16 protein-coding genes are annotated in these 19,928 nt (G+C 66.1%); 6 read left to right on the top strand and 10 right to left on the bottom strand.

What is annotated here, in order from left to right:
* Positions 1 to 102 precede the first annotated feature (102 nt).
* Positions 103 to 1,110 carry a hypothetical protein gene (locus RTX79_RS05790; protein WP_312682587.1) on the top strand — a complete coding sequence of 336 codons (1,008 nt, stop codon included), beginning with the start codon at positions 103 to 105 and terminating at the stop codon, positions 1,108 to 1,110.
* Positions 1,111 to 1,188: 78 nt separating this feature from the next.
* Here the strand turns inward: RTX79_RS05790 and RTX79_RS05785 are convergent, their stop codons facing one another.
* Positions 1,189 to 3,072, bottom strand: coding sequence for a M61 family metallopeptidase (locus tag RTX79_RS05785; RefSeq protein ID WP_312682585.1), 1,884 nt, complete (start codon positions 3,070 to 3,072; stop codon positions 1,189 to 1,191).
* A 294-nt stretch (positions 3,073 to 3,366) separates the two neighbouring features.
* On the opposite strand from RTX79_RS05785, the gene RTX79_RS05780 reads away from it, so the two are divergent.
* Positions 3,367 to 4,713: a beta/gamma crystallin domain-containing protein gene (locus RTX79_RS05780; RefSeq protein WP_312682583.1), complete on the top strand. Its 1,347-nt coding sequence runs from the start codon at positions 3,367 to 3,369 to the stop codon at positions 4,711 to 4,713.
* 158 nt (positions 4,714 to 4,871) lie between these two features.
* On the opposite strand, the gene ispH is transcribed toward RTX79_RS05780, so the two are convergent.
* The 5 genes from ispH to murJ all read right to left on the bottom strand — a co-directional run bounded on the left by ispH (position 4,872) and on the right by murJ (position 11,819).
* On the bottom strand, positions 4,872 to 5,822 hold the full coding sequence (gene ispH, locus RTX79_RS05775) for a 4-hydroxy-3-methylbut-2-enyl diphosphate reductase (RefSeq protein ID WP_312682581.1): 951 nt from the start codon (positions 5,820 to 5,822) through the stop codon (positions 4,872 to 4,874).
* Positions 5,823 to 5,858: 36 nt separating this feature from the next.
* Positions 5,859 to 6,377: a signal peptidase II gene (gene lspA, locus RTX79_RS05770; RefSeq protein ID WP_312682579.1), complete on the bottom strand. Its 519-nt coding sequence runs from the start codon at positions 6,375 to 6,377 to the stop codon at positions 5,859 to 5,861.
* Positions 6,377 to 9,208 carry an isoleucine--tRNA ligase gene (gene ileS / locus RTX79_RS05765; RefSeq protein WP_312682578.1) on the bottom strand — a complete coding sequence of 944 codons (2,832 nt, stop codon included), beginning with the start codon at positions 9,206 to 9,208 and terminating at the stop codon, positions 6,377 to 6,379. Before ileS ends, lspA begins: the two co-directional genes overlap by 1 nt.
* Positions 9,205 to 10,152 (bottom strand): bifunctional riboflavin kinase/FAD synthetase, encoded by a 948-nt coding sequence (locus RTX79_RS05760; protein ID WP_057509278.1) that lies wholly within the window; start codon positions 10,150 to 10,152, stop codon positions 9,205 to 9,207. The genes ileS and RTX79_RS05760 overlap by 4 nt, the downstream gene beginning before the upstream one ends.
* A gap of 74 nt (positions 10,153 to 10,226) precedes the next feature.
* On the bottom strand, positions 10,227 to 11,819 hold the full coding sequence (gene murJ, locus RTX79_RS05755; protein ID WP_312682744.1) for a murein biosynthesis integral membrane protein MurJ: 1,593 nt from the start codon (positions 11,817 to 11,819) through the stop codon (positions 10,227 to 10,229).
* Between the two features lie 116 nt (positions 11,820 to 11,935).
* Here murJ and rpsT point away from each other — a divergent pair, with 116 nt between their 5' ends.
* Positions 11,936 to 12,205, top strand: a complete 270-nt coding sequence (gene rpsT / locus RTX79_RS05750; protein ID WP_042614258.1) for a 30S ribosomal protein S20 — start codon at positions 11,936 to 11,938, stop codon at positions 12,203 to 12,205.
* Positions 12,206 to 12,879: 674 nt separating this feature from the next.
* Here rpsT and cgtA read toward each other — a convergent pair.
* The 3 genes from cgtA to rplU all read right to left on the bottom strand — a co-directional run bounded on the left by cgtA (position 12,880) and on the right by rplU (position 14,726).
* Entirely contained in the window at positions 12,880 to 13,935 is a 1,056-nt protein-coding gene (gene cgtA, locus RTX79_RS05745; protein WP_057508871.1) for an Obg family GTPase CgtA, read from the bottom strand.
* Between the two features lie 198 nt (positions 13,936 to 14,133).
* Positions 14,134 to 14,397 carry a 50S ribosomal protein L27 gene (gene rpmA / locus RTX79_RS05740; RefSeq protein ID WP_042615145.1) on the bottom strand — a complete coding sequence of 88 codons (264 nt, stop codon included), beginning with the start codon at positions 14,395 to 14,397 and terminating at the stop codon, positions 14,134 to 14,136.
* Between the two features lie 11 nt (positions 14,398 to 14,408).
* Positions 14,409 to 14,726, bottom strand: coding sequence for a 50S ribosomal protein L21 (gene rplU, locus RTX79_RS05735; RefSeq protein WP_042615146.1), 318 nt, complete (start codon positions 14,724 to 14,726; stop codon positions 14,409 to 14,411).
* 292 nt (positions 14,727 to 15,018) lie between these two features.
* Here rplU and uvrA point away from each other — a divergent pair, with 292 nt between their 5' ends.
* Both uvrA and RTX79_RS05725 read left to right on the top strand, forming a co-directional pair.
* Positions 15,019 to 18,021, top strand: coding sequence for an excinuclease ABC subunit UvrA (gene uvrA / locus RTX79_RS05730; protein ID WP_057508869.1), 3,003 nt, complete (start codon positions 15,019 to 15,021; stop codon positions 18,019 to 18,021).
* A complete protein-coding gene (locus RTX79_RS05725) occupies positions 18,021 to 18,428 on the top strand; it encodes an acyl-CoA thioesterase (protein WP_042615149.1) in 408 nt (135 codons plus the stop codon). The genes uvrA and RTX79_RS05725 overlap by 1 nt, the downstream gene beginning before the upstream one ends.
* Positions 18,429 to 18,649: 221 nt before the next feature.
* Here the strand turns inward: RTX79_RS05725 and RTX79_RS05720 are convergent, their stop codons facing one another.
* Complete coding sequence (locus RTX79_RS05720) at positions 18,650 to 19,102, bottom strand: copper chaperone PCu(A)C (protein WP_312682569.1); 453 nt, start codon at positions 19,100 to 19,102, stop codon at positions 18,650 to 18,652.
* A gap of 34 nt (positions 19,103 to 19,136) precedes the next feature.
* On the opposite strand from RTX79_RS05720, the gene RTX79_RS05715 reads away from it, so the two are divergent.
* The gene (locus RTX79_RS05715; protein ID WP_309684153.1) at positions 19,137 to 19,916 is read left to right on the top strand and encodes an enoyl-CoA hydratase/isomerase family protein; all 780 of its coding nucleotides are present in this window, start codon (positions 19,137 to 19,139) and stop codon (positions 19,914 to 19,916) included.
* The last annotated feature ends 12 nt before the right edge of the window (positions 19,917 to 19,928 follow it).

Genomic DNA, 19,928 nt, shown 5'->3' with positions numbered 1-19,928 from the left:
CTTGATAGTGCCCTCAAACGGACCTTTGCGGCGCGCCCATCCCGACAAGCCCCTGACACCCCTGTAGTACCCTGCCCTCCCCTGTACTCCCCTCACATGGCCGTGAAAAATCCACTCTGGTTCTGGGGCGCATTCCTGCTGTTCTTCGCGTTGATGTTCGCCGTCGGCGTGCCCGTGATGATGTACGCGCAGGCCAGCTACCCTGTGCCGCTGGATGGCCGCACTCCGCCCGGGTGGGCACACACCCTGCTGGCCGTCTCCGTGGGCCTGTGGCTGGGCCTGCTCTACGCCTACGTGGACACCCTCGTACTCGCCGGGCTGCGCTCGGTGCGGAGGATGCACGACATCCTGACCCGCGGTGAGCCGCGCAGCGCACGCATCGAAGAGGTGGTCAGCCTGCCGGGCAGCGTCGACGGCTTCCCGCAGCTGCGGCTGCGCCTGGCCTTCGACAATCTGTCAGGCACGCGTATCACCGATGAACTCGTGCTGGTGGACAGCAAGCCGCTGCAGCGGCGCTACGAAGTTGGCCGCACGCTGCCCGCCCGCTTGAGCCGCTCGCCCGGCCCCTACCCCAACATGTCCCTGGAAGGCGGCACGCCGGAGATCAACCGCAGCACGCTGTGGTGGCGCGCGTTGATCGGCGTGTTCCTGGTGGCAGTGGTTGCCAGTGCGTACGGCATGGCGTGGCAGCTGCAGAACGACGGATTGGGCTGGACGTTTCTCAGCCTGGGCCATCCATTGCTGATCTGTCCGCTGGTGCTGTGGGTGTTCGTCGTTGGCATACGACTGTTGATGCGCCGGCTGCAGGCGGATGCAGCGGGCAATGCACTGAAGTATCGCGGCGTGCGCACCGTCGCCATCATCGACGACGTGCGGCAGACCGGAGCGTTCTTCAACGAGCAGCCACAGGTGGAGTTCCAGCTGCGGTTCACCGATGTGGCCGGCCAGCCGCAGCGCGCGGTGATCCGGCGCTACGTGCCGTTGATTGATCTGGCGACGGTTCCCCGCGACACGCTGCAGATTCTTTATGATCCTGTGAGTCCACAGCGTGTGCAGATGGATCAGGATGCTGCCCGCCGAGCATGGCTCGGCGCTACCGAAGTACGCTGACCTGTACAGATGGATCAGGATGCTGCCCGCCGAGCAGGGCTCGGCGCTACCGGTGCTCGCTGACCTTCAAGGGTGAGGTCAGCGTGCCTTCCACAGCGCGGACAAGCCATCGCGCGTGCCGGCGATCCGTTCGAGCGCGGGGTACAGCGCGCCGCCGTGGTAGTCGATGCTGATCGGCATCACCCGGTCGAAATTCTTCACCAGCAGGGTGATCGGCGCCTTGCTGTCCCTGGAGCCGGCCACGACTTCCTTCAGCCGCTCGCTCTTGTACTCGCGCCCGTCCACGGCGATCACGGTCATGCCCGGTGCAAGACCGGCGTTGAAGGCCGGGCTGTCCCACACCACGTCACCCACCACCCCGGCATCGGTCACCGTGGCGCCGATGGAATAGGTCAGCAGCGCGGCCTTGGCGCGGGTTTCCTGCGCCTTGAACGCGTCGTTCGGGGTATCCCGGTAAACCAGCTTCCAGCCCGCCATTTCCAGCCCACCGATCAGCGACCCATGCCCGTCCAGGCGTTCGCGCAGGAAGCCTGCCCAGTCCGCCGGCGCGACGTTGTTCAACGTGGCCACCACATCATCGAAGGTGTACGGATTGACGTCCCACGCGCCGTTGTCCATGCCGAAGAAGGCCTTGGCGAAATCATCCAGGCCGCGCTTGCCACCGCTCAGCGCGCGCAGCTTGCCCTCTACTTCCAGCCACAGCATCTGCCCGCCGGAATAGTAGTCTTCGCTCATCTGGTAGTTGCGGTACGCCAAGCCACGGCGCTGGGCGATGGTCGGGTCGTTGGTGGTGTCCTGCAGTGGCCGCCAGGCCAGCCCGGGACGCCCGCGATCGAACGTCGCCGCCACGTTGGCAAGCATGTCGCGCGCCTGCTGATCGCTCCACAATCCGGAGCGCGCGGCCAGCACCTGGCCCCAGAACTGGGTCTGCCCTTCGTACACCCACAGCAGGCTGTCGCCCATCGGCACGTTGAAGTTCGCGGTCGCCAGGTCGGCGCCGCGGCGGTACTTGCCGTTCCACGAATGGTTGAACTCGTGCGGCAGCAGGTCGCGGCCAAGCCAGGTCTTGTCCCATTCGGTGAAATAGCCCACATCACCACTGTTTTCGCTGGAACGGTGGTGCTCCAGGCCGATGCCGCCCAGCTTGTCGGTCAGCGCCAGCAGGAAGTCGTAGTGGTCGAAGTGGCGTGCGCCGTACAGCTTGTCCATCTGCTGTACCAGCGCGCGGTGCGCCTTCAGCTGATCGCTGCTGGCCTTCAGCGATTTTGCATCGTCGGCGAACACATTCAGGTGCACTGGCTGCTTCGCGCCGGGATCCAGGTCAAAGCGCTGGAAGTGCTCGCCAGCGAACAATGGCGAATCCACCAGGTGCTCATAGCTGATCGGCTTGAACACCACGGTGTCGCCGTCGCGGCGCTCGGTTTCCAACGCGGTCGCATAGGACCAGCCGGCCGGCAGGGTCACGCTGGCCTGCGCCTGCAGCCCACCGGCATCCACCCCGCCGGGATACAGCGAACTGGCGTTCCACTGCAGGTTGAGCATTTCCGGGGTCATCACCACGCGGCCCTGGCTGCCGCCCTGCGAAGAAAGGTAATTGAAGCGCGCCACTACTTCGGTGGCACCCTGCGGCACGTCCACCTTGAAGGCGTACACGTTGAACTGGTCGCGCTCCCACTTCAGTGGCTTGCCATTGGCGGTGACCTGCAGCCCAGCCAGTTTGTCGATCGGGCCGCTGGGCGAATGGTTGCCCGGCAGCCACTGCGGGTACAGCAGGGTCAGCGGGCCCGGCTTGGCCGGCACGGTGGCGGTGACCTTGAAGATGCGGCGGTCCAGGTCGCGTGCGTCGACGTTGATGCGCAGCGTGCCGGGCCACGCACTGCCGGCCGGCGGCGGCGTCTGCGCGAGTGCCGGCGTAGTCGTCAACGAGAGCAGGACGGACAGCGCCAGGGCACGGGTTTTCATCGGCAGTTCCAGCAGGGGGAGAATCCTGATCCTAGTTGCCTCGACTCGTCATGCCCCATGGCCAAAGGTCACGGACAGGCAGGTCGCCTGATGATGCAAAGCGCGCTGCGTGAAGGGCGAGCACGTGCACCGTTCGAACGCACTGCGTGTCGCTGACAGGCGGCCACGCCATGTGCTGATGTTCGACGGGTACGTCAGCGGCCACCCTGCCGGTGTGGGTTCAACGTGCACTTGGGGCATTCGCCGCTCGACCCGCCAGAACCCTCACGGCGGGCGGCACAACGGGAGTGTGGCATGGATCATATTGAAGACGACGACGATGACACCCGGCTGGCCGACAGCGTCATGTTCTACCGCCAGCGCGACTTTGGCGGCCAAGGCGAGTCCTACAAGCTCGGCGACGACATCACCTTCTGGGACGGCGACAACTTCAACGACAAGTATCAATCACTCAAGGTGACCGGAAAAGTCAAGGTGTACTGCTACCAGCACTCCCAGGGAAATGGGATCCACCGGGTCTTCCCACCCGGGCAATACAACGACCTTTCGGGAATGGGCGGCCTGTCGAAATTCTGGGTCGGCGAGTACCGCGACCCGAACCCGCCGAAGCCGAAGCCCGAACCCCAGCCAGTGCCGGAGCCGGAACCGATACCCGAACCGGGTTCCGATCATGATTGGGCATTGGCGTTCCGCGTGGTTGACGATCTGCGCAACGATGCGAAAGAAAGCGAACGTTATGAGGGCCGTTTCGCGGTGGCGGGGCTTGGCACGAAAGAAGTGGCATCCGAGCCCGGCGCAGTACCCGACCCCCAGCAGCACTATGTCCAGTTGAATGGCAGGGGCAACATCGATCAGATCAACTGCGCGGTGCAGGTTTTCCACTGGGCTACCAATATCCTGGTTGCCACCGCCCAAGTGGTATTCAAGTACGACGCCAGGTATGGCGCGGTATCCATCGTCAAGAACGTACCGCAGGGGCTGCAGGCCGATATCAGCGTAGTGCAGCGTGACAACACCCGCTTCGATGTCACGCTGTCACTCAAGCCAGGCGTGGAGCCACCACAGGATCTGATGCGCATCGAGCGCGCCGTATGGAATGGCACACCGCAGCGGTTCGCGGTGGAGGGCAGCGGCACGGTCGGCGCCGGGATCGTGGCGCAGAAGAACGGAGCGAAGGAAAAGGCGATCGCGGTCGTCTCGCCAGGTGGCAGGTGGGCCTATGAAGGCAATCTACCGCAGGAAGGCCTGGTGGTGGGCCGGCATCCCGATGGCGGCAGACGATTCCGCTTCTTCGTGGAGCAGCGCAACTCTGGTGTCGCCCGCGCACGCAGCGACGTTCTGTACATGGCACCGGTCATTGAATCCCCCTTGGAGCTCTCGCAGGTCGGCCACCCCCTGCCCGCATTCTCCGGCACGGCCGAGTACCACCGGCAGTTCCAACCCTGGGTGATGCTGAGCACCGAAGACGGTGAGGAAATCGGCAGAGCCAAGGTGAATGAGGATGGCAGCTGGTCGATGCAGCCACAGGCGGATCTTCCCAGCGGCCTGCAGACACTGCACGTGCAATGCATCTTCCCGGATATCCCGGCGGTGGCTCGGCTCACGCCGGAGATCAGACCGTTCTTGCTGGATGTCAGCTGACAGCGCGGCAGGCAACCGCTTCGCTCGCCGACCCTGGGTCGGCGCTACCCCACCGGGTCGATCACGCCCCGGCCGATCACGCCCCTTGCCGGGCACGGACACGGTAGCGCCGAGCCATGCTCGGAGAGCGCGCAGCGCGGTGTTCAAAGCGCGGTCGGTCAGTCGACCAGACGCAGGCGCAGTTCCTTCGGCAGCGCAAACACCATCGATTCCGGTTCGCCGTCCAGTTCACCGATGCCGTCGGCACCGAGTTCGCGCAGGCGGGCCAGCACGCCATCCACCAGCACCTGCGGCGCCGATGCACCGGCGGTGACGCCGATATGCTGCTTGCCGATCACCCATGCGGGATCGATCTCGTGCGCGCCGTCGATCAGGTAGGACTCCACGCCCTCACGGCGTGCCAGTTCGCTCAGCCGGTTGGAATTGGAGCTGTTCGGCGAACCCACCACCAGCACCAGGTCGCAGCGCTTGGCCAGGTCGCGCACCGCGTCCTGGCGGTTCTGCGTGGCGTAGCAGATATCGTCGTTCTTCGGTCCCTGCATGGCCGGGAACTTGGCACGCAGCGCCTCGATGATGCCGCGCGTGTCATCCACCGACAGCGTGGTCTGGGTGGTGTAGGCGAAGTTTTCCGGCTGCTCGAGCACCAGCGAAGCCACCTGCTCCACGTCTTCCACCAGGTAGATTTTCCCGGTGCCGGCTTCCTGGTTCCACTGGCCCATGGTGCCTTCCACTTCGGGGTGGCCGGCATGGCCGATCAGCACCACGTCGCGGCCGGCGCGGCAATGGCGCGCCACTTCGAAATGCACCTTGGTCACCAGCGGACAGGTGGCGTCGAACACCTTCAGGCCACGGCGATCGGCTTCCTGGCGCACCGCCTGGGACACGCCGTGCGCACTGAAGATGACCGTGTTGTTGTCCGGCACTTCGTCCAGTTCCTCGACGAAGATGGCGCCACGCTGCTTCAGGTCGTCGACCACGAAACGGTTGTGCACCACTTCATGGCGCACGTAGATGGGTGCGCCGAGCGTTTCGATCGCGCGCTTCACGATCTCGATCGCACGATCGACACCAGCACAGAAACCACGCGGATTGGCGAGCAGGACATCCATCTATCAACGTCTCCCGGCGTCGGCCGGCTTGGGGGGTTACGGGGTCGTATTATCCGCTTTTTTGGACGACTTGCCCTCGAACAGGCCGAACACCGCGATACCGACGGCGCCCACCACGATCGCCGCATCGGCGATGTTGAAAGAGGGCCAGTAATGGTCACCCACGTACCACTGGATGAAATCCACCACATGGCCGTGCACCTGGCGGTCGATCACGTTGCCGATGGCCCCGCCGATCACCAGCGCGAACGGCAGCGCGCTGCGCCAGTTGCTGCGGGCGGTGCCGTACAGCCACCAGGCCATCAGGCCACTGATGCCGATCGCCAGCACGGTGAAGAAGTACTTCTGCCAGCCACCGGCATCACTGAGGAAGCTGAACGCCGCCCCGGTGTTGTAGGTGCGGAACCAGTTCCAGAAGCCTTCGATGACCGGCACCGGCTCGTATTCGGGCAGGCTGGACAGCACCCAGGCCTTGCTCCACTGGTCCAGGATGATGACCACCACCGACAGGAGCAGCCAGATCAGCGCGTTCGGACGCGGACGGACGGCGGTCATCAGAACCACCGCCGATCTTCGCCGGCACCGTCGATGTTGTCGGCACAGCGGCCGCAGATCTCCGGATGCTCGGCCACGCTGCCCACGTCGGCACGGAAGTGCCAGCAGCGCACGCACTTGGTCTTGCTGGTCGGCTGGGCGCTGACGAACACCTCGTCGGTGGTCGCCGGGCGCACCTGCACGTCACCGCTGATCAGCAGGAAGCGCAGCTCTTCGGCCAGCGGCTGCCAGCGCGCGGCCTGCTCTTCACTGGCGGCGACGGTAATTTCCGCTTCCAGCGCGGCACCGATGGCACCGTTGGCGCGCATCGGTTCCAGCACCTTGGACACCTGCTCGCGCAGGGCCAGCAGCTGGTCGAAATCGGCGGCGGACAGCTCGGCATCGGCCGGCAACGGCGCCAGGCCGTCATACCAGGTGTCGAACAGCACATGCGCGCTGCGCTCGCCCGGCAGGTAGCCCCACAGCTCGTCGGAGGTGAAGGTCAGGATCGGGGCGATCCAGCGGGTGAACGCTTCGGCGATGTGGTACATCGCGCTCTGCGCCGAACGCCGGCCACGCGAGTCCTCGCCCATGGTGTACAGGCGGTCCTTGGTCACGTCCAGGTACAGCGAGCCCAGGTCCACGCTGCAGAAGTTCAGCAGCAGCTGCACGATCTCGGCCATGTCGTAGCTTTCGTACGCCGCCTTGATCTTCTCCTGCAGCTCGAAGGCGCGATGCACGATCCAGCGGTCCAGCGCGACCATGTCGTTGAGCGGGCGCAGGTGCACGGCCGGATCGAAACCGTCCAGGTTGGCCAGCAGGAAACGGGCGGTGTTGCGCAGCCGGCGGTAGGCGTCGGCGTTGCGCTTGAGGATTTCCTGCGACAGCGACATTTCATTGCTGTAGTCGGCCGAGGCGATCCACAGGCGCAGGATGTCCGCGCCGAGGGTCTTCATGATGTCCTGCGGCTCGATGCCGTTGCCCAGCGACTTGGACATCTTGCGGCCGTGCTCGTCCACGGTGAAACCGTGGGTGAGGCACTGCTTGTAGGGCGCATGGCGGTCGATCGCCACGCCGGTCAGCAGCGAGGACTGGAACCAGCCGCGGTGCTGGTCGGAGCCTTCCAGGTAAAGATCGGCCGGCTTGCCGAAGCCACGCGCCAGCAGCACGCCTTCGTGGGTGACGCCGGAGTCGAACCAGACATCCAGGATATCGGTGACCTTCTCGTAGTCGGCCGCTTCCTCGCCCAGCAGTTCGGCGGCGTCCAGCGAGTACCAGACGTCGATCCCATCCACCTGCACGCGATCGGCCACGGCCTGCATCAGCTCCACGCTGCGCGGGTGCATTTCACCGGTGATGCGGTGGGTGAACAGGGCGATCGGAACGCCCCAGGTGCGCTGGCGGCTGATGCACCAGTCCGGCCGGCCATCGACCATGCTCTGGATGCGCGCCTTGCCCCAGGCCGGGAACCAGCCCACGTTGTCGATGGCGGTCAGCGCGTCTTCGCGCAGGTTGGCCTTCTCCATCGAGATGAACCACTGCGGGGTGGCACGGAACACCACCGGCTTCTTGTGGCGCCAGCAATGCGGGTAGCTGTGGGTGATCTCGGCGAAGGCGAGCAGCGCACCGGACGCGCGCAGCACTTCCACGATCAGCGGCTGCGCCTTCCACAGGTGCACGCCGGCCAGCACGACATCGCCGGCCGGCGGGGTCGATGGCAGGTACACGCCCGCACCGTCGATCGGATTGATTTCACCGGCGTGGTAACGCTCCAGCAGGCCGTACTGCTGGCTGACCGCGTAGTCCTCCTGGCCGTGGCCGGGCGCGGTATGCACCGCACCGGTACCGTCTTCGTCGGACACGTGGGCGCCATTGAGCAGCGGGATGTCGCGGCCGGCATAGAACGGATGGGCCAGCAGCAGGTTTTCCAGCGCCGCGCCATTGGCCTGGCCGTGGCTGACCACGTCCTGCACGCCGTAGCGCGCCAGCGAACGACCGGCCAGCGCGGTGGCCAGCACCAGCCAGCGACGGCCGCCGTTGTGCGCCGGGCCTTCCACCAGCGAGTACTCGATGGCCGCACCCAGCGATACCGCCAGCGACGCCGGCAGGGTCCACGGGGTGGTGGTCCAGATCGGCACCGCCACTTCCACGCCTGCGGGCAGGTCCACGCCGAACGCAGCGGCCAGCGCCTTCGAATCACGCGCCGTATAGGCCACGTCCACCGTCGGCGAGACCTTGTCCTGGTACTCGATTTCCGCTTCGGCCAGCGCCGAACCGCAGTCGAAGCACCAGTGCACCGGCTTGGCACCGCGCACCACGTGGCCATTGGCCACGATCTTGGACAGCGCGCGGATCTCGTTGGCTTCGAATTCGAAGCTCAGCGTCTTGTACGGGTTGTCCCAGTCGCCGGTCACGCCCAGGCGCTTGAAGTCGGCACGCTGGATCTCGATCTGCTCCTCGGCGAACTCACGGCACTTCTGCCGGAATTCGACCGCATCCAGCTTCACCCCGACCTTGCCCCACTTCTTCTCGACCGCGATCTCGATCGGCAGGCCGTGGCAGTCCCAGCCCGGCACGTAGGGCGCATCGAAGCCGGCCAGGTAGCGCGACTTGACGATGATGTCCTTGAGGATCTTGTTGACCGCGTGGCCCAGGTGGATGCGGCCGTTGGCGTAGGGCGGGCCGTCGTGCAGCACGAACAGCGGGCGGCCGGCGGCGTTCTCGCGCAGCTGCGCGTAGAGCCCCTGCTCTTCCCAGCGCGCCAGGATGCCCGGCTCGCGCTTGGGCAGGTCGCCGCGCATCGGGAATTCGGTGGCCGGCAGATGGAGGGTGGCTTTGTAGTCCTGGCTCACGCAGTGGCTCGCAATCTATGTTCGGAAAGGATGGCGCGCGCCTGTTCGGCATCGCGGTGCATCTGGTCGGTCAGGGCCGCCAGATCATGGAACTTTTCTTCGTCGCGCAGCTTGGCCACGAACTCGACGTCGATGTGTCGACCGTACAGGTCGCCCTGGAAATCGAAAAGGTGCGCTTCCAGCAGCGGCTCCACGCCGTCCACGGTGGGACGGGTGCCGAAGCTGGACACCGACGGCCACGGCTGTTCGAACACGCCGTGCACCAGGGTGGCATAGATGCCCGACAGCGCCGGCGTCTTCGGGAAGCGCAGGTTCGCAGTGGGGAAGCCCAACGTGCGGCCCAGCTGGCGCCCACGCACCACCCGCCCACTGATGGCGTAGGGACGCCCGAGCAGGTCGGCGGCGCGGTCGAAGTCACCGGCCAGCAGCAGCTGGCGGATGCGGGTGCTGGAGATGCGCTCGCCGTGCAGGTCCACCGCGGCGATCTCGTTGGCCTGGAAGCCGAGCTGGGCGCCCATCTGCTGCAGCAACGCCAGGTTGCCGCGGCGACGGTTGCCGAACTGGAACTCCGGGCCGATCCACACTTCACGCGCGCCCAGCCGCTGCACCAGCAGGCGCTGCACGAAGTCCTCGGCCTGCATGGCGGCCATGCGCGCATCGAACCGCAGCAGGCCGATGGCATCCACGCCGAGTTCGCGCAGCATCTCGACCTTGCCGCGCGCCAGGGTCAGCCGCGGCGGCGGCGTGCCCTGGGCGAAGAACTCGCGCGGCAACGGCTCGAAGGCCACCGCCACCGCCGGCACGCCCAGCGCGCGGGCACGGGCGACGGCGTGGCGCACCAGCGCCCGGTGGCCCAGGTGCAGGCCGTCGAAGGCACCAATGCAGACCACGCTTCCGTGCGGGACCAACGCCCCGCCCTCAACGCTTCGAAACAACCTGCTCATCAACTCCGCTCGCGGCCGGCATGGGCCGCTGGATCACTGTGGTAACCATGAAGTATAGCCGTGGTGGCCGTGGATCAATGCCCACGCAGGTCGCGCGGGCGCAGGCCCAGCGCCACCTGCACCAGCAGGTAGGTCGCCCCGCCTGCCCCGACCAGCAGCGACAGCGCGCCGATCCGCTGCCACAGGCCCATCGGCGAGAACGCCGGCAGCCAGTACAGCAGGGCCAGCAGCACGCCCACCATCGCCACGCAGGACACCACCAGGCGGACCAGGAAGCGCGTCCAGCCGGGGCGGCGTTCATACACGTCGGTCTTGCCCAGCCAGTACCAGAGCAGCCCGAGGTTCAGGTAGCTGGACAGCGCACTGGCGATGCCCAGCGCCAGGTGCAGGCCCGGCTGCTGGCCGAGCGCCTGCATGACGCCCTGCGCGCGCAGCTCCGCCGGCACCATCACGTGGTACAGCACCGCCAGCAGGGCGAAGTTGAACACCATGTTGGCCACCAGTGCGGCAATGCCGGCACGCACCGGGGTGCGGGTGTCCTGGCGGGCGTAGAAGGCCGGCAGCACTACTTTGAGCAGGGCGAAGGCCGGCAGGCCGAAGCTCAGGCCGTACACCGCCAGCGCGGTCATGCGGGTATCGAACGCGCTGAACTGGCCGTGCTGGAAGATCGTGGCGATCAGCGGTTCGGCCAGCAGCAGCAGGCCCAGCATGGCCGGGATGGAGATCAGCAGGGTCATCCGCAGGCCCCAGTCCAGTGCATTGGAGAAGCCGGCGCGGTCGGTGCCGACATGGTGGCGGGCCAGCGCCGGCAGGATCACCGTGCCCAGCGCCACCCCGAACACGCCCAGCGGCAGCTCCAGGAAGCGGTCGGCCAGCGACAGCCAGGACTGCGAGCCATCGGTCAGCTTGGCGGCGATGACGGTGTCCAGCAGCAGGTTGATCTGCGCCACCGACGAGCCGAACAGGGTCGGGATCATCAGCGTCATCACCTTGCGCACGCCGGGGTGGTTCCAGCCCCAGCGCGGCAGGGTGAGCAGGTTGATGCCCTTCAGCGAGGGCAGCTGGAACAGCAGCTGCAGCATGCCGGCCACCAGCACCGACCAGCCCAGCGCCAGGATCGGCACGTCCATGCGCGGGGCCAGCCACAGCGCACCGCCGATCATGCACAGGTTGAGGATGACCGGGGTCAGCGCCGGCATCGCGAACTTCTGGAAGCTGTTCAGCGCCCCGCCCGCCAGTGCGGTCAGCGAGACGAAGAACAGGAACGGGAAGGTCAGGCGGAACAGGTCGACCAGCAGGCCCTGCTTGGCCGGGTCGGTATCGGCACCACTGGCGAACAGGTTGGCCAGCTGTGGGGCGAAGATCAGCGCCAGTGCGGTCACCACCATCAGCACGCCGGCAAGCGTCCCGGCCACCCGCGCCATCAGGTCGCGCAGCTCTTCGTGGCTGCGGGTCTCCTTCACTTCGGTGAACACCGGCACGAAGGCGGTGGCGAACGAGCCCTCGGCGAACAACCGGCGCAGGAAATTAGGTACCCTGAAGGCGACCCAGAACGCGTCCGTCGTGGCGTTCGTACCAAAAGTCGTGGTGATGACGGTGTCCCGTACGAGCCCCAACACCCGCGAAACCATTGTCATGCTGCTGAACGACAGCAGGCCCCGCAGCATCCTGGGTGAACTCACTCAAACATCCTCTTGACAATCGACTTGACGTACATTTCTCGAGTCATCATACTAGCTAGCTTGCTGTTCCCATAACACCGATTTTTCAGGAAACCACCACCGTGGCCAATATCAAGTCCGCCAAGAAGCGCGCCAAGCAGACCGTCGTGCGCAACGCGCGCAACGTGGCTCAGCGCTCGATGCTGCGCACCGCTGTCAAGAAAGTGATCAAGGCTCTGGATAACAACGATGCAGCCGGCGCCGAAGCCGCTTTCACCGTTGCCCAGCCGATCCTCGATCGTTTCAGCGCGCGTGGTCTGATCCACAAGAACAAGGCTGCTCGCCACAAGAGCCGCCTGACCGCCCGCATCAAGGCCCTCAAGGCCGCCTGATCAGGCGAAGTCGCCAGCGCCCCCAGGGGGTTGGCTGCTACTTGAAACCCGGCTCCGGCCGGGTTTTTTGTTGCCTGCGAATTTGCAGCGAACGGCGAAGCCCCTCGTGGTGGGTCGCTGGAAGCAGTTTGATGGGTTGGGCCGGGCGGCGGGGCTGGGCGGGGGACGGCAACAACCGCTCCTGCGGGCCTCGTTTCGCGCCATCCATGGCGCTCAACGCCCCCGCCCAGCCCCACCGCCCGGCCCTGACAGTCCGCGCGCGCGTCCCGCCACGTTGAATAAGAGAACAAAGGCAGGGGTCAGGGTCCTTTCGCTACGCGAAAGGACCCTGACCCCGTCCCCGCCGCCGCTTCGCGGCCGCCCCTGACTCAGGGGCTCCCTCCACCTGTCAGCGCTACCGCTTTTCTTTTTTCATTACGTGGCAGGCCGCGCGCGGACTGACAGGGCCGGGCGGGAGGGGTTGGTGGGGGCGTTGAGTGCCATGGATGGCACGAAACGAGGCCCGCATGGACGCAGTTTTTGCCGTCCCCCACCAACCCCTCCCGCCCGGCCCAACCCAGAAATCCGGCTTTCCGCGCGACCCACCACGAGGGGCTTCGCCGTTCGCCGCCAACCACCAGCCCACAAAAAACCCGGCCGAAGCCGGGCTTTCCGCGCACAAAGGGAAGAACCGATTACTCGCCAGCCGCGTGACGCGCCTGCAGCTCGTCTTCCTTCTGACGATCAAAGAACGCCATGATCTTGCTCATGATCGGGAACGTCCCGTCGCGACCCAGCGCCGAGACCAGGAACCACGGCTCCTTCCAGCCCAGATCCGCAATGATCTGCTCGGCCGCCGCCTTGGCTTCGTCCTCGAACATCAGATCGGCCTTGTTCAGCACCAGCCAGCGCGGCTTCTGCAGCAGCTCCGGATCATGCCGCTCCAGCTCGCGCTCGATCGCACGCACCTGCTCCACCGGCGAGATTTCCACCCCGCCTTCCATCGGCGAGATGTCCACCAGGTGCAGCAGCAGGCGGGTGCGCTGCAGGTGGCGCAGGAACTGCGCGCCCAGGCCAGCGCCGTCGGCGGCACCTTCGATCAGGCCGGGAATATCAGCGATCACGAAGCTGCGGTAGTTTTCCACCTTCACCACGCCCAGGTTCGGGTACAGCGTGGTGAACGGGTAATCGGCGACCTTCGGCGTCGCCGCCGAGACCGCGCGGATCAGCGTGCTCTTGCCGGCATTCGGGAAGCCCAGCAGGCCGACGTCGGCCAGCAGCTTCAACTCCAGCTTCAGCGAGCGCTCTTCGCCCGGCTCGCCCGGCAGCGCCTGGCGCGGCGAGCGGTTGGTCGAGCTCTTGAAATGCATGTTGCCCAGGCCGCCGCGGCCGCCCTTGGCCACCAGCAGGCGATCGCCGTGCTGGGTCATGTCACCGATCACTTCATCGGTGGCCACGTTGGTCACCGTGGTGCCGACCGGCACGGTGATGACCAGGTCTTCGCCACCCTTGCCATAGGCCTGGCGGCCCATGCCGTTCTCGCCGCGCTGCGCCTTGAAGATGCGGTCATGGCGGAAGTCGACCAGGGTGTTGAGGTTTTCGTCGGCGCGGATCCACACGCTGCCACCGCCGCCGCCATCGCCACCATCGGGGCCACCGAGCGGGATGAACTTCTCGCGACGGAAGCCGATACAGCCATTGCCGCCGTTGCCGGCGAACACTTCAATTTCTGCTTCGTCTACCAGTTTCATTTTTCGATGCCTGCGATGGGCGCGGCAGCCTGCCGTCGCCTTGGGATTCTACTGCCCCGGCGTCGCCAGGGCTCGGCCACCTGCGCGGTGGACCGGATGTACGTCGAAACTACCTGCTGCATCCAACGAAAAACCCCGCCGAAGCGGGGCTCTTCTGCAGCGCACCCATGACTGGCATGGGCGCCAGCCGCGCCTGGATCAGGCTTCGGCCGAAACCACGCTGACGGTGCGACGCTTCTTCGCACCCTTCACCGAGAACTCCACCTTGCCGTCCACGAGGGCGAACAGGGTGTGGTCACGGCCGAGGCCAACGCCGGTACCCGGGTGGAACTGGGTGCCGCGCTGACGCACGATGATGTTGCCGGCGTCGATGGCCTGGCCACCGAAGATCTTCACGCCGAGGTACTTCGGGTTGGAGTCGCGACCGTTGCGCGAAGAGCCTACGCCTTTTTTATGTGCCATGACCTATCTCCTTACTTGCTGCCACCGGCAATGCCGGTGATCTCGATTTCGGTGTAGTACTGACGGTGACCCTGGCGCTTCATGTGGTGCTTGCGGCGACGGAACTTGATGATCCGGACCTTGTCGGCACGACCCTGGGACAGGACGGTGGCAGTGACCGCAGCGCCGCTCAGGGCGTCGCCGATCTTGATGCCATCGCTGTCGCCGAGCAGCAGGATGTTGTCGAACTTGATCTCGCTGCCGACTTCGACTTCGAGCTTTTCCACGCGGAGCTTTTCGCCCTGCGCGACGCGGTATTGCTTACCGCCGGTGACCAGTACTGCGTACATGACCAGACTTCCTTTGTAGTTATTGTGGTCTATTAACTGCCGCCATCGAGGGCAGACAGGAGCGGAATTGTACCGGCACGCCCGGCCCGGGTCAACCCTCCCCTACACCCCGCAAACCCAGGCGCGACAAGGTCTTCATCACCCTGTACGCCAATCTCATGTGCTGCGACTGGCGGCTGGCATTGTCGCCCATTGCCCCCATCTGGTCTGCTCGGTAGGCTGCTTGATTGCCGTCCCCGACGCCCTTCCTGCTGGCCGGGCCCCAGCCCAAGCCCCCAACACCGGATCCCCCATGGCGATGGATTTCATCCGCATCCGCGGCGCGCGGACGCACAACCTCAAGAACATCGATCTCGATCTGCCGCGTGACAAGCTGATCGTGATCACCGGCCTGTCCGGCTCGGGCAAGTCCTCGCTGGCGTTCGACACGATCTACGCCGAGGGCCAGCGCCGTTACGTGGAATCGCTGTCGGCCTACGCCCGCCAGTTCCTCAGCGTGATGGAAAAACCGGACCTGGACCACATCGAAGGCCTGTCCCCGGCCATTTCGATCGAACAGAAGTCGACCTCGCACAACCCGCGGTCGACCGTCGGCACCATCACCGAGATCTACGACTACCTGCGCCTGCTGTACGCACGCGTGGGCACTCCGCGCTGCCCCGACCACGGCTATCCGCTGGAAGCGCAGACGGTCAGCCAGATGGTCGACCACGTGCTGACCCTGGACCCGGAACAGCGCTACATGCTGCTGGCCCCGGTGATCCGCGACCGCAAGGGCGAACATGCCCAGGTGTTCGACCAGATGCGCGCGCAGGGTTATGTGCGCGTGCGCGTGGATGGAGTGCTGTATGAAATCGACGAGGTGCCGCCGCTGGCGCTGCGCCAGAAGCACACCATCGAGGCGGTCATCGACCGCTTCCGCCCGCGCGAGGACATCAAGCAGCGCCTGGCCGAAAGTTTCGAAACCGCGCTGAAGCTGGGCGACGGCATGGTCTCGGTGCAGTCGCTGGACAGCCCCGAAACCGCCCCGGCGCTGTTCTCTTCGAAGTATTCCTGCCCGGTCTGCGATTACTCGCTGCCGGAGCTGGAACCGCGCCTGTTCTCGTTCAACGCACCGATGGGCGCCTGCCCCGGCTGCGATGGCCTGGGCATGGCCGAGTTCTTCGATCCCTCGCGCGTGGTCGTGCACCCCGAACTGCCGCTGTCGGCCGGCGCGGTGCGCGGCTGGGACCGTCGCAATGCCTATTATTTCCAGCTGATCGCCTCGCTGGCCAAGCACTACAAGTTCGACGTGGACGCGGCCTGGAACACGCTGCCGGCCAACGTACAGAAGGCGGTGCTGTACGGCAGCGGCGATGAAACCATCAGCTTCACCTACTTCACCGAAGCCGGTGGGCGCACCCAGCGCAAGCACCGCTTCGAAGGCATCATTCCCAACCTGGAACGCCGCTACAAGGAAACCGAATCGGCGGCGGTGCAGGAAGAACTGGGCAAGTACATCAGCGAACAGAGTTGCCCGGAGTGCAAGGGCGCGCGCCTGAACCGTGCCGCGCGCAACGTGTTCGTGGCCGACCGTCCGCTGCCGGACCTGGTGGTGATGCCGATCGACGATGCACTGAAGTTCTTCAGCACGCTGAGCCTGCCCGGCTGGCGTGGCGAGATCGCCAGCAAGATCGTCAAGGAGATCGGCGAGCGGCTGGGCTTCCTGGTCGACGTCGGCCTGGATTACCTCAGCCTGGAGCGCAAGGCCGACACGCTGTCCGGCGGCGAAGCCCAGCGCATCCGCCTGGCCTCGCAGATCGGTGCCGGCCTGGTCGGCGTGATGTACGTGCTGGACGAGCCGTCCATCGGCCTGCACCAGCGCGACAACGAACGCCTGCTCGGCACCCTCACCCGCCTGCGCGACCTCGGCAATACGGTGATCGTGGTCGAGCATGACGAAGATGCGATCCGCCTGGCCGACTACGTGCTGGACATCGGTCCGGGCGCGGGCGTGCATGGCGGCGAGATCGTCGGCCAGGGCAGCCTGCAGGACATCCTGGACGCACCGCGTTCGCTGACCGGCCAGTACCTGTCGGGCAAGCGTGCGATCGAAATCCCGGCGCGCCGGCACAAGCCGAACCCGAAGATGACCCTGCATCTGCGCGGGGCCAGCGGCAACAACCTGAAGAACGTCGACCTGGCCATTCCGTCGGGCCTGATGACCTGCATCACCGGTGTGTCCGGATCGGGCAAGTCGACGCTGATCAACGACACGCTGTTCTCGCTGGCCGCCAACGAGATCAACGGCGCCTCGCACGATATCGCTCCGTACAAGGAAATCGACGGGCTGGACCTGTTCGACAAGGTGGTGGACATCGACCAGTCGCCGATCGGTCGCACCCCGCGCTCGAACCCGGCGACCTACACCGGCCTGTTCACGCCCCTGCGCGAGCTGTACGCCCAGGTGCCCGAAGCCCGTGCGCGCGGCTACTCGCCGGGCCGCTTCAGCTTCAACGTGCGCGGCGGCCGCTGCGAAGCCTGCCAGGGCGATGGCCTGATCAAGGTGGAGATGCACTTCCTGCCGGACGTGTACGTGCCCTGCGATGTCTGCCACGGCAAGCGTTACAACCGCGAAACGCTGGAGATCCTGTACAAGGGATACAACATCAACGACGTCCTGCAGATGACCGTCGAAGATGCGCTGAAGCTGTTCGAGCCGGTGCCGAGCATCGCGCGCAAGCTGGAAACGCTGGTCGACGTGGGCCTGAGCTACATCAAGCTGGGCCAGAGCGCGACCACGCTGTCCGGCGGTGAAGCGCAGCGCGTGAAGCTGTCCAAGGAACTGTCGCGCCGCGATACCGGGCGCACGCTGTACATCCTGGACGAACCGACCACCGGCCTGCATTTCCATGACATCGAAGCGCTGCTTGGCGTGCTGCACAAGCTGCGCGACGAAGGCAACACGGTGGTGGTGATCGAGCACAACCTGGACGTCATCAAGACCGCCGACTGGATCGTCGACCTGGGTCCGGAAGGCGGCCATCGCGGTGGCACCATCCTGGTCACCGGCACCCCGGAAGACGTGGCGGCCTGCCCGACCTCGTATACCGGCCAGTTCCTGGCCAAGATGCTGCCCTCGGTCAGCGCGCGCCCGGACAAGCCGGCGGCGGTGGCCAACAAGCCCGATGCGCGCCCGCCGCGCAAGGTGAAGCCGGAGCCGAAGAAGAAGGCAGCCGCGGCCAAGAGCACCGGCACCCCCAGCAAGTCCGCGACGACCAAGACCACCGCTACGCGCAAGAAGAAGGACGCCTGATGAGCACCGAGCACAAGATCCTCGCCCGCATCCCGATCAGCGTGCGCTGGCGCGACATGGACAGCATGGGCCACGTCAACAACGCCAAGTACATCTCCTACCTGGAAGAGGCGCGCGTGCGCTGGATGCTGGGCGTGGAAGGCGTGGCGATGACCGACCGCATCGCGCCGGTGGTGGCCGCCACCAACGTCAACTACCGGCTGCCGATCGTGTGGCCCAACGACATCCTGGTGGAATTGTTCGTGGAGCGGCTGGGCAACAGCAGCGTGACCATCGGCCACCGCATCGTCGACCAGCAGGACGAATCACGCCTGTATTCGGACGGCAACGTGGTGGTGGTATGGATGGACACCCAGACCGGCAAGAGCGCCCCGCTGCCCGACGCCGTACGCAACGCCTCCACCTGAGGTAGTTACGGCCGTCCCCTTGGTGGGTGACGACCGTTGGTCATCATGCGCGTAACCGCGCACACCTGAGGTAGTGCCGGCCGCTGGCCGTCATGGGCCTGCCCCACCGCCTGCCGCTGCGTTCGCCGAGCGTAGCTATGCCGGCCGTCCTGGCCGGCACCCTCCGGGCCGTCGCAGGCGACGTTGGCAGCGGCGCCTGCCGCTGCCTTCGGCGCTACCGGTCAGCGGCCGGCCGCGCGCACCTGCAGCGTCGCCGCCGCTTCGCCGCCACCTTCCAGCTGCAGCACCAGCGGCAGCGCCTGCCCGTCCTTCAGCGCGGCCTTGGCCTGCATCAGCATCAGGTGCTTGCCCCCCGGCTTGAGTTCGACCATCGCACCGGCCGGCAGCACCAGATGGCGCAGGTGCTGCATGCGGCTGACATCGCCCTGCAGCGTGGTTTCATGCAGCGACACCTCGCCGAAGGCCGCACTGCGTGCGCCGATGATCGTCACCGCGCTGCCGCAGCGGTTGTGGATCGTGCCGTAGCCGGCCGTCATCGCCATCGCCGCGCCAGGCGGCAACCGCGCCCATCCGTCTTTCAACTGCAGGCACGCCACCGGCGCGGCGGCGGCCGCTCCCGATGCTGCGAATGCACACAACGCGAACAATACGCCAACGCATGGTTTGGTTATCATCGGACCACGTTCCCTCCCGGCAAGAGATCGCAGCATGACCACGCTCATCGAGGTGTACAACCATGGACCGATCCGCGAACTGCGCCTGGCGCGGCCGCCGGTCAATGCACTGGACACCGACCTCTGCCGGCAGTTGATCCACGCTGTAGAACAGGCCATGGCCGAAGACGTGCATGGACTGGTGTTGTCGGGCAACGAACGGGTATTCACCGGCGGCATGGACGTGCCCCACCTGCTGTCGCATGGCGACGACCAGCACGCCCTGCTGGACAGCTGGAACGCCTTCTTCGGCGCGGTGCGCACGCTGGCCGAAAGCCGCATCCCGGTCGTGGCCGCGCTGACCGGGCACGCCCCGGCCGGTGGCTGCGTGCTGGCCTTGTGCTGCGACTACCGGGTGATGGCGCGCAGCACCGACCCCGCGCAGCCGTTCGCGATCGGCTTGAATGAAGTACAGGTGGGCCTGGTGGCACCGGAAGGCATCCAGCGCCTGCTGCGCCGCGCCGTGGGCGTGCACCGGGCCGGGATCCTGCTGACCACCGCCGCGATGGTGCCGGCCGAACAGGCCCTGCAGATCGGCCTGGTGGATGAGCTGGCCGACGGCGACCTGGTCGTGGCGCGCGCCGTGGCCTGGCTGCAGCGGCTGCTGAAGATGCCGCGCCAGCCGATGCTGTTGACCCGCGCGATTGCGCGCCAGGACCTGCATGACGCCCTGCACCCGGACCTGATCCGCCTGGATCGCTTCGTCGAAGCCTGGTATGCGCCGGATGCGCAGCAGGCACTGCAGGCGCTGGCGGCCCGGCTCGGCAAGGGCTGAGCACCGGGCAAC

The sequence above is a fragment of the Stenotrophomonas chelatiphaga genome (genome assembly GCF_032054965.1).
Lineage (GTDB): Bacteria > Pseudomonadota > Gammaproteobacteria > Xanthomonadales > Xanthomonadaceae > Stenotrophomonas > Stenotrophomonas chelatiphaga.
The sequence above is the reverse complement of the archived record's forward strand: the minus strand, read 5'-3'. Positions and strand labels throughout refer to the sequence as shown.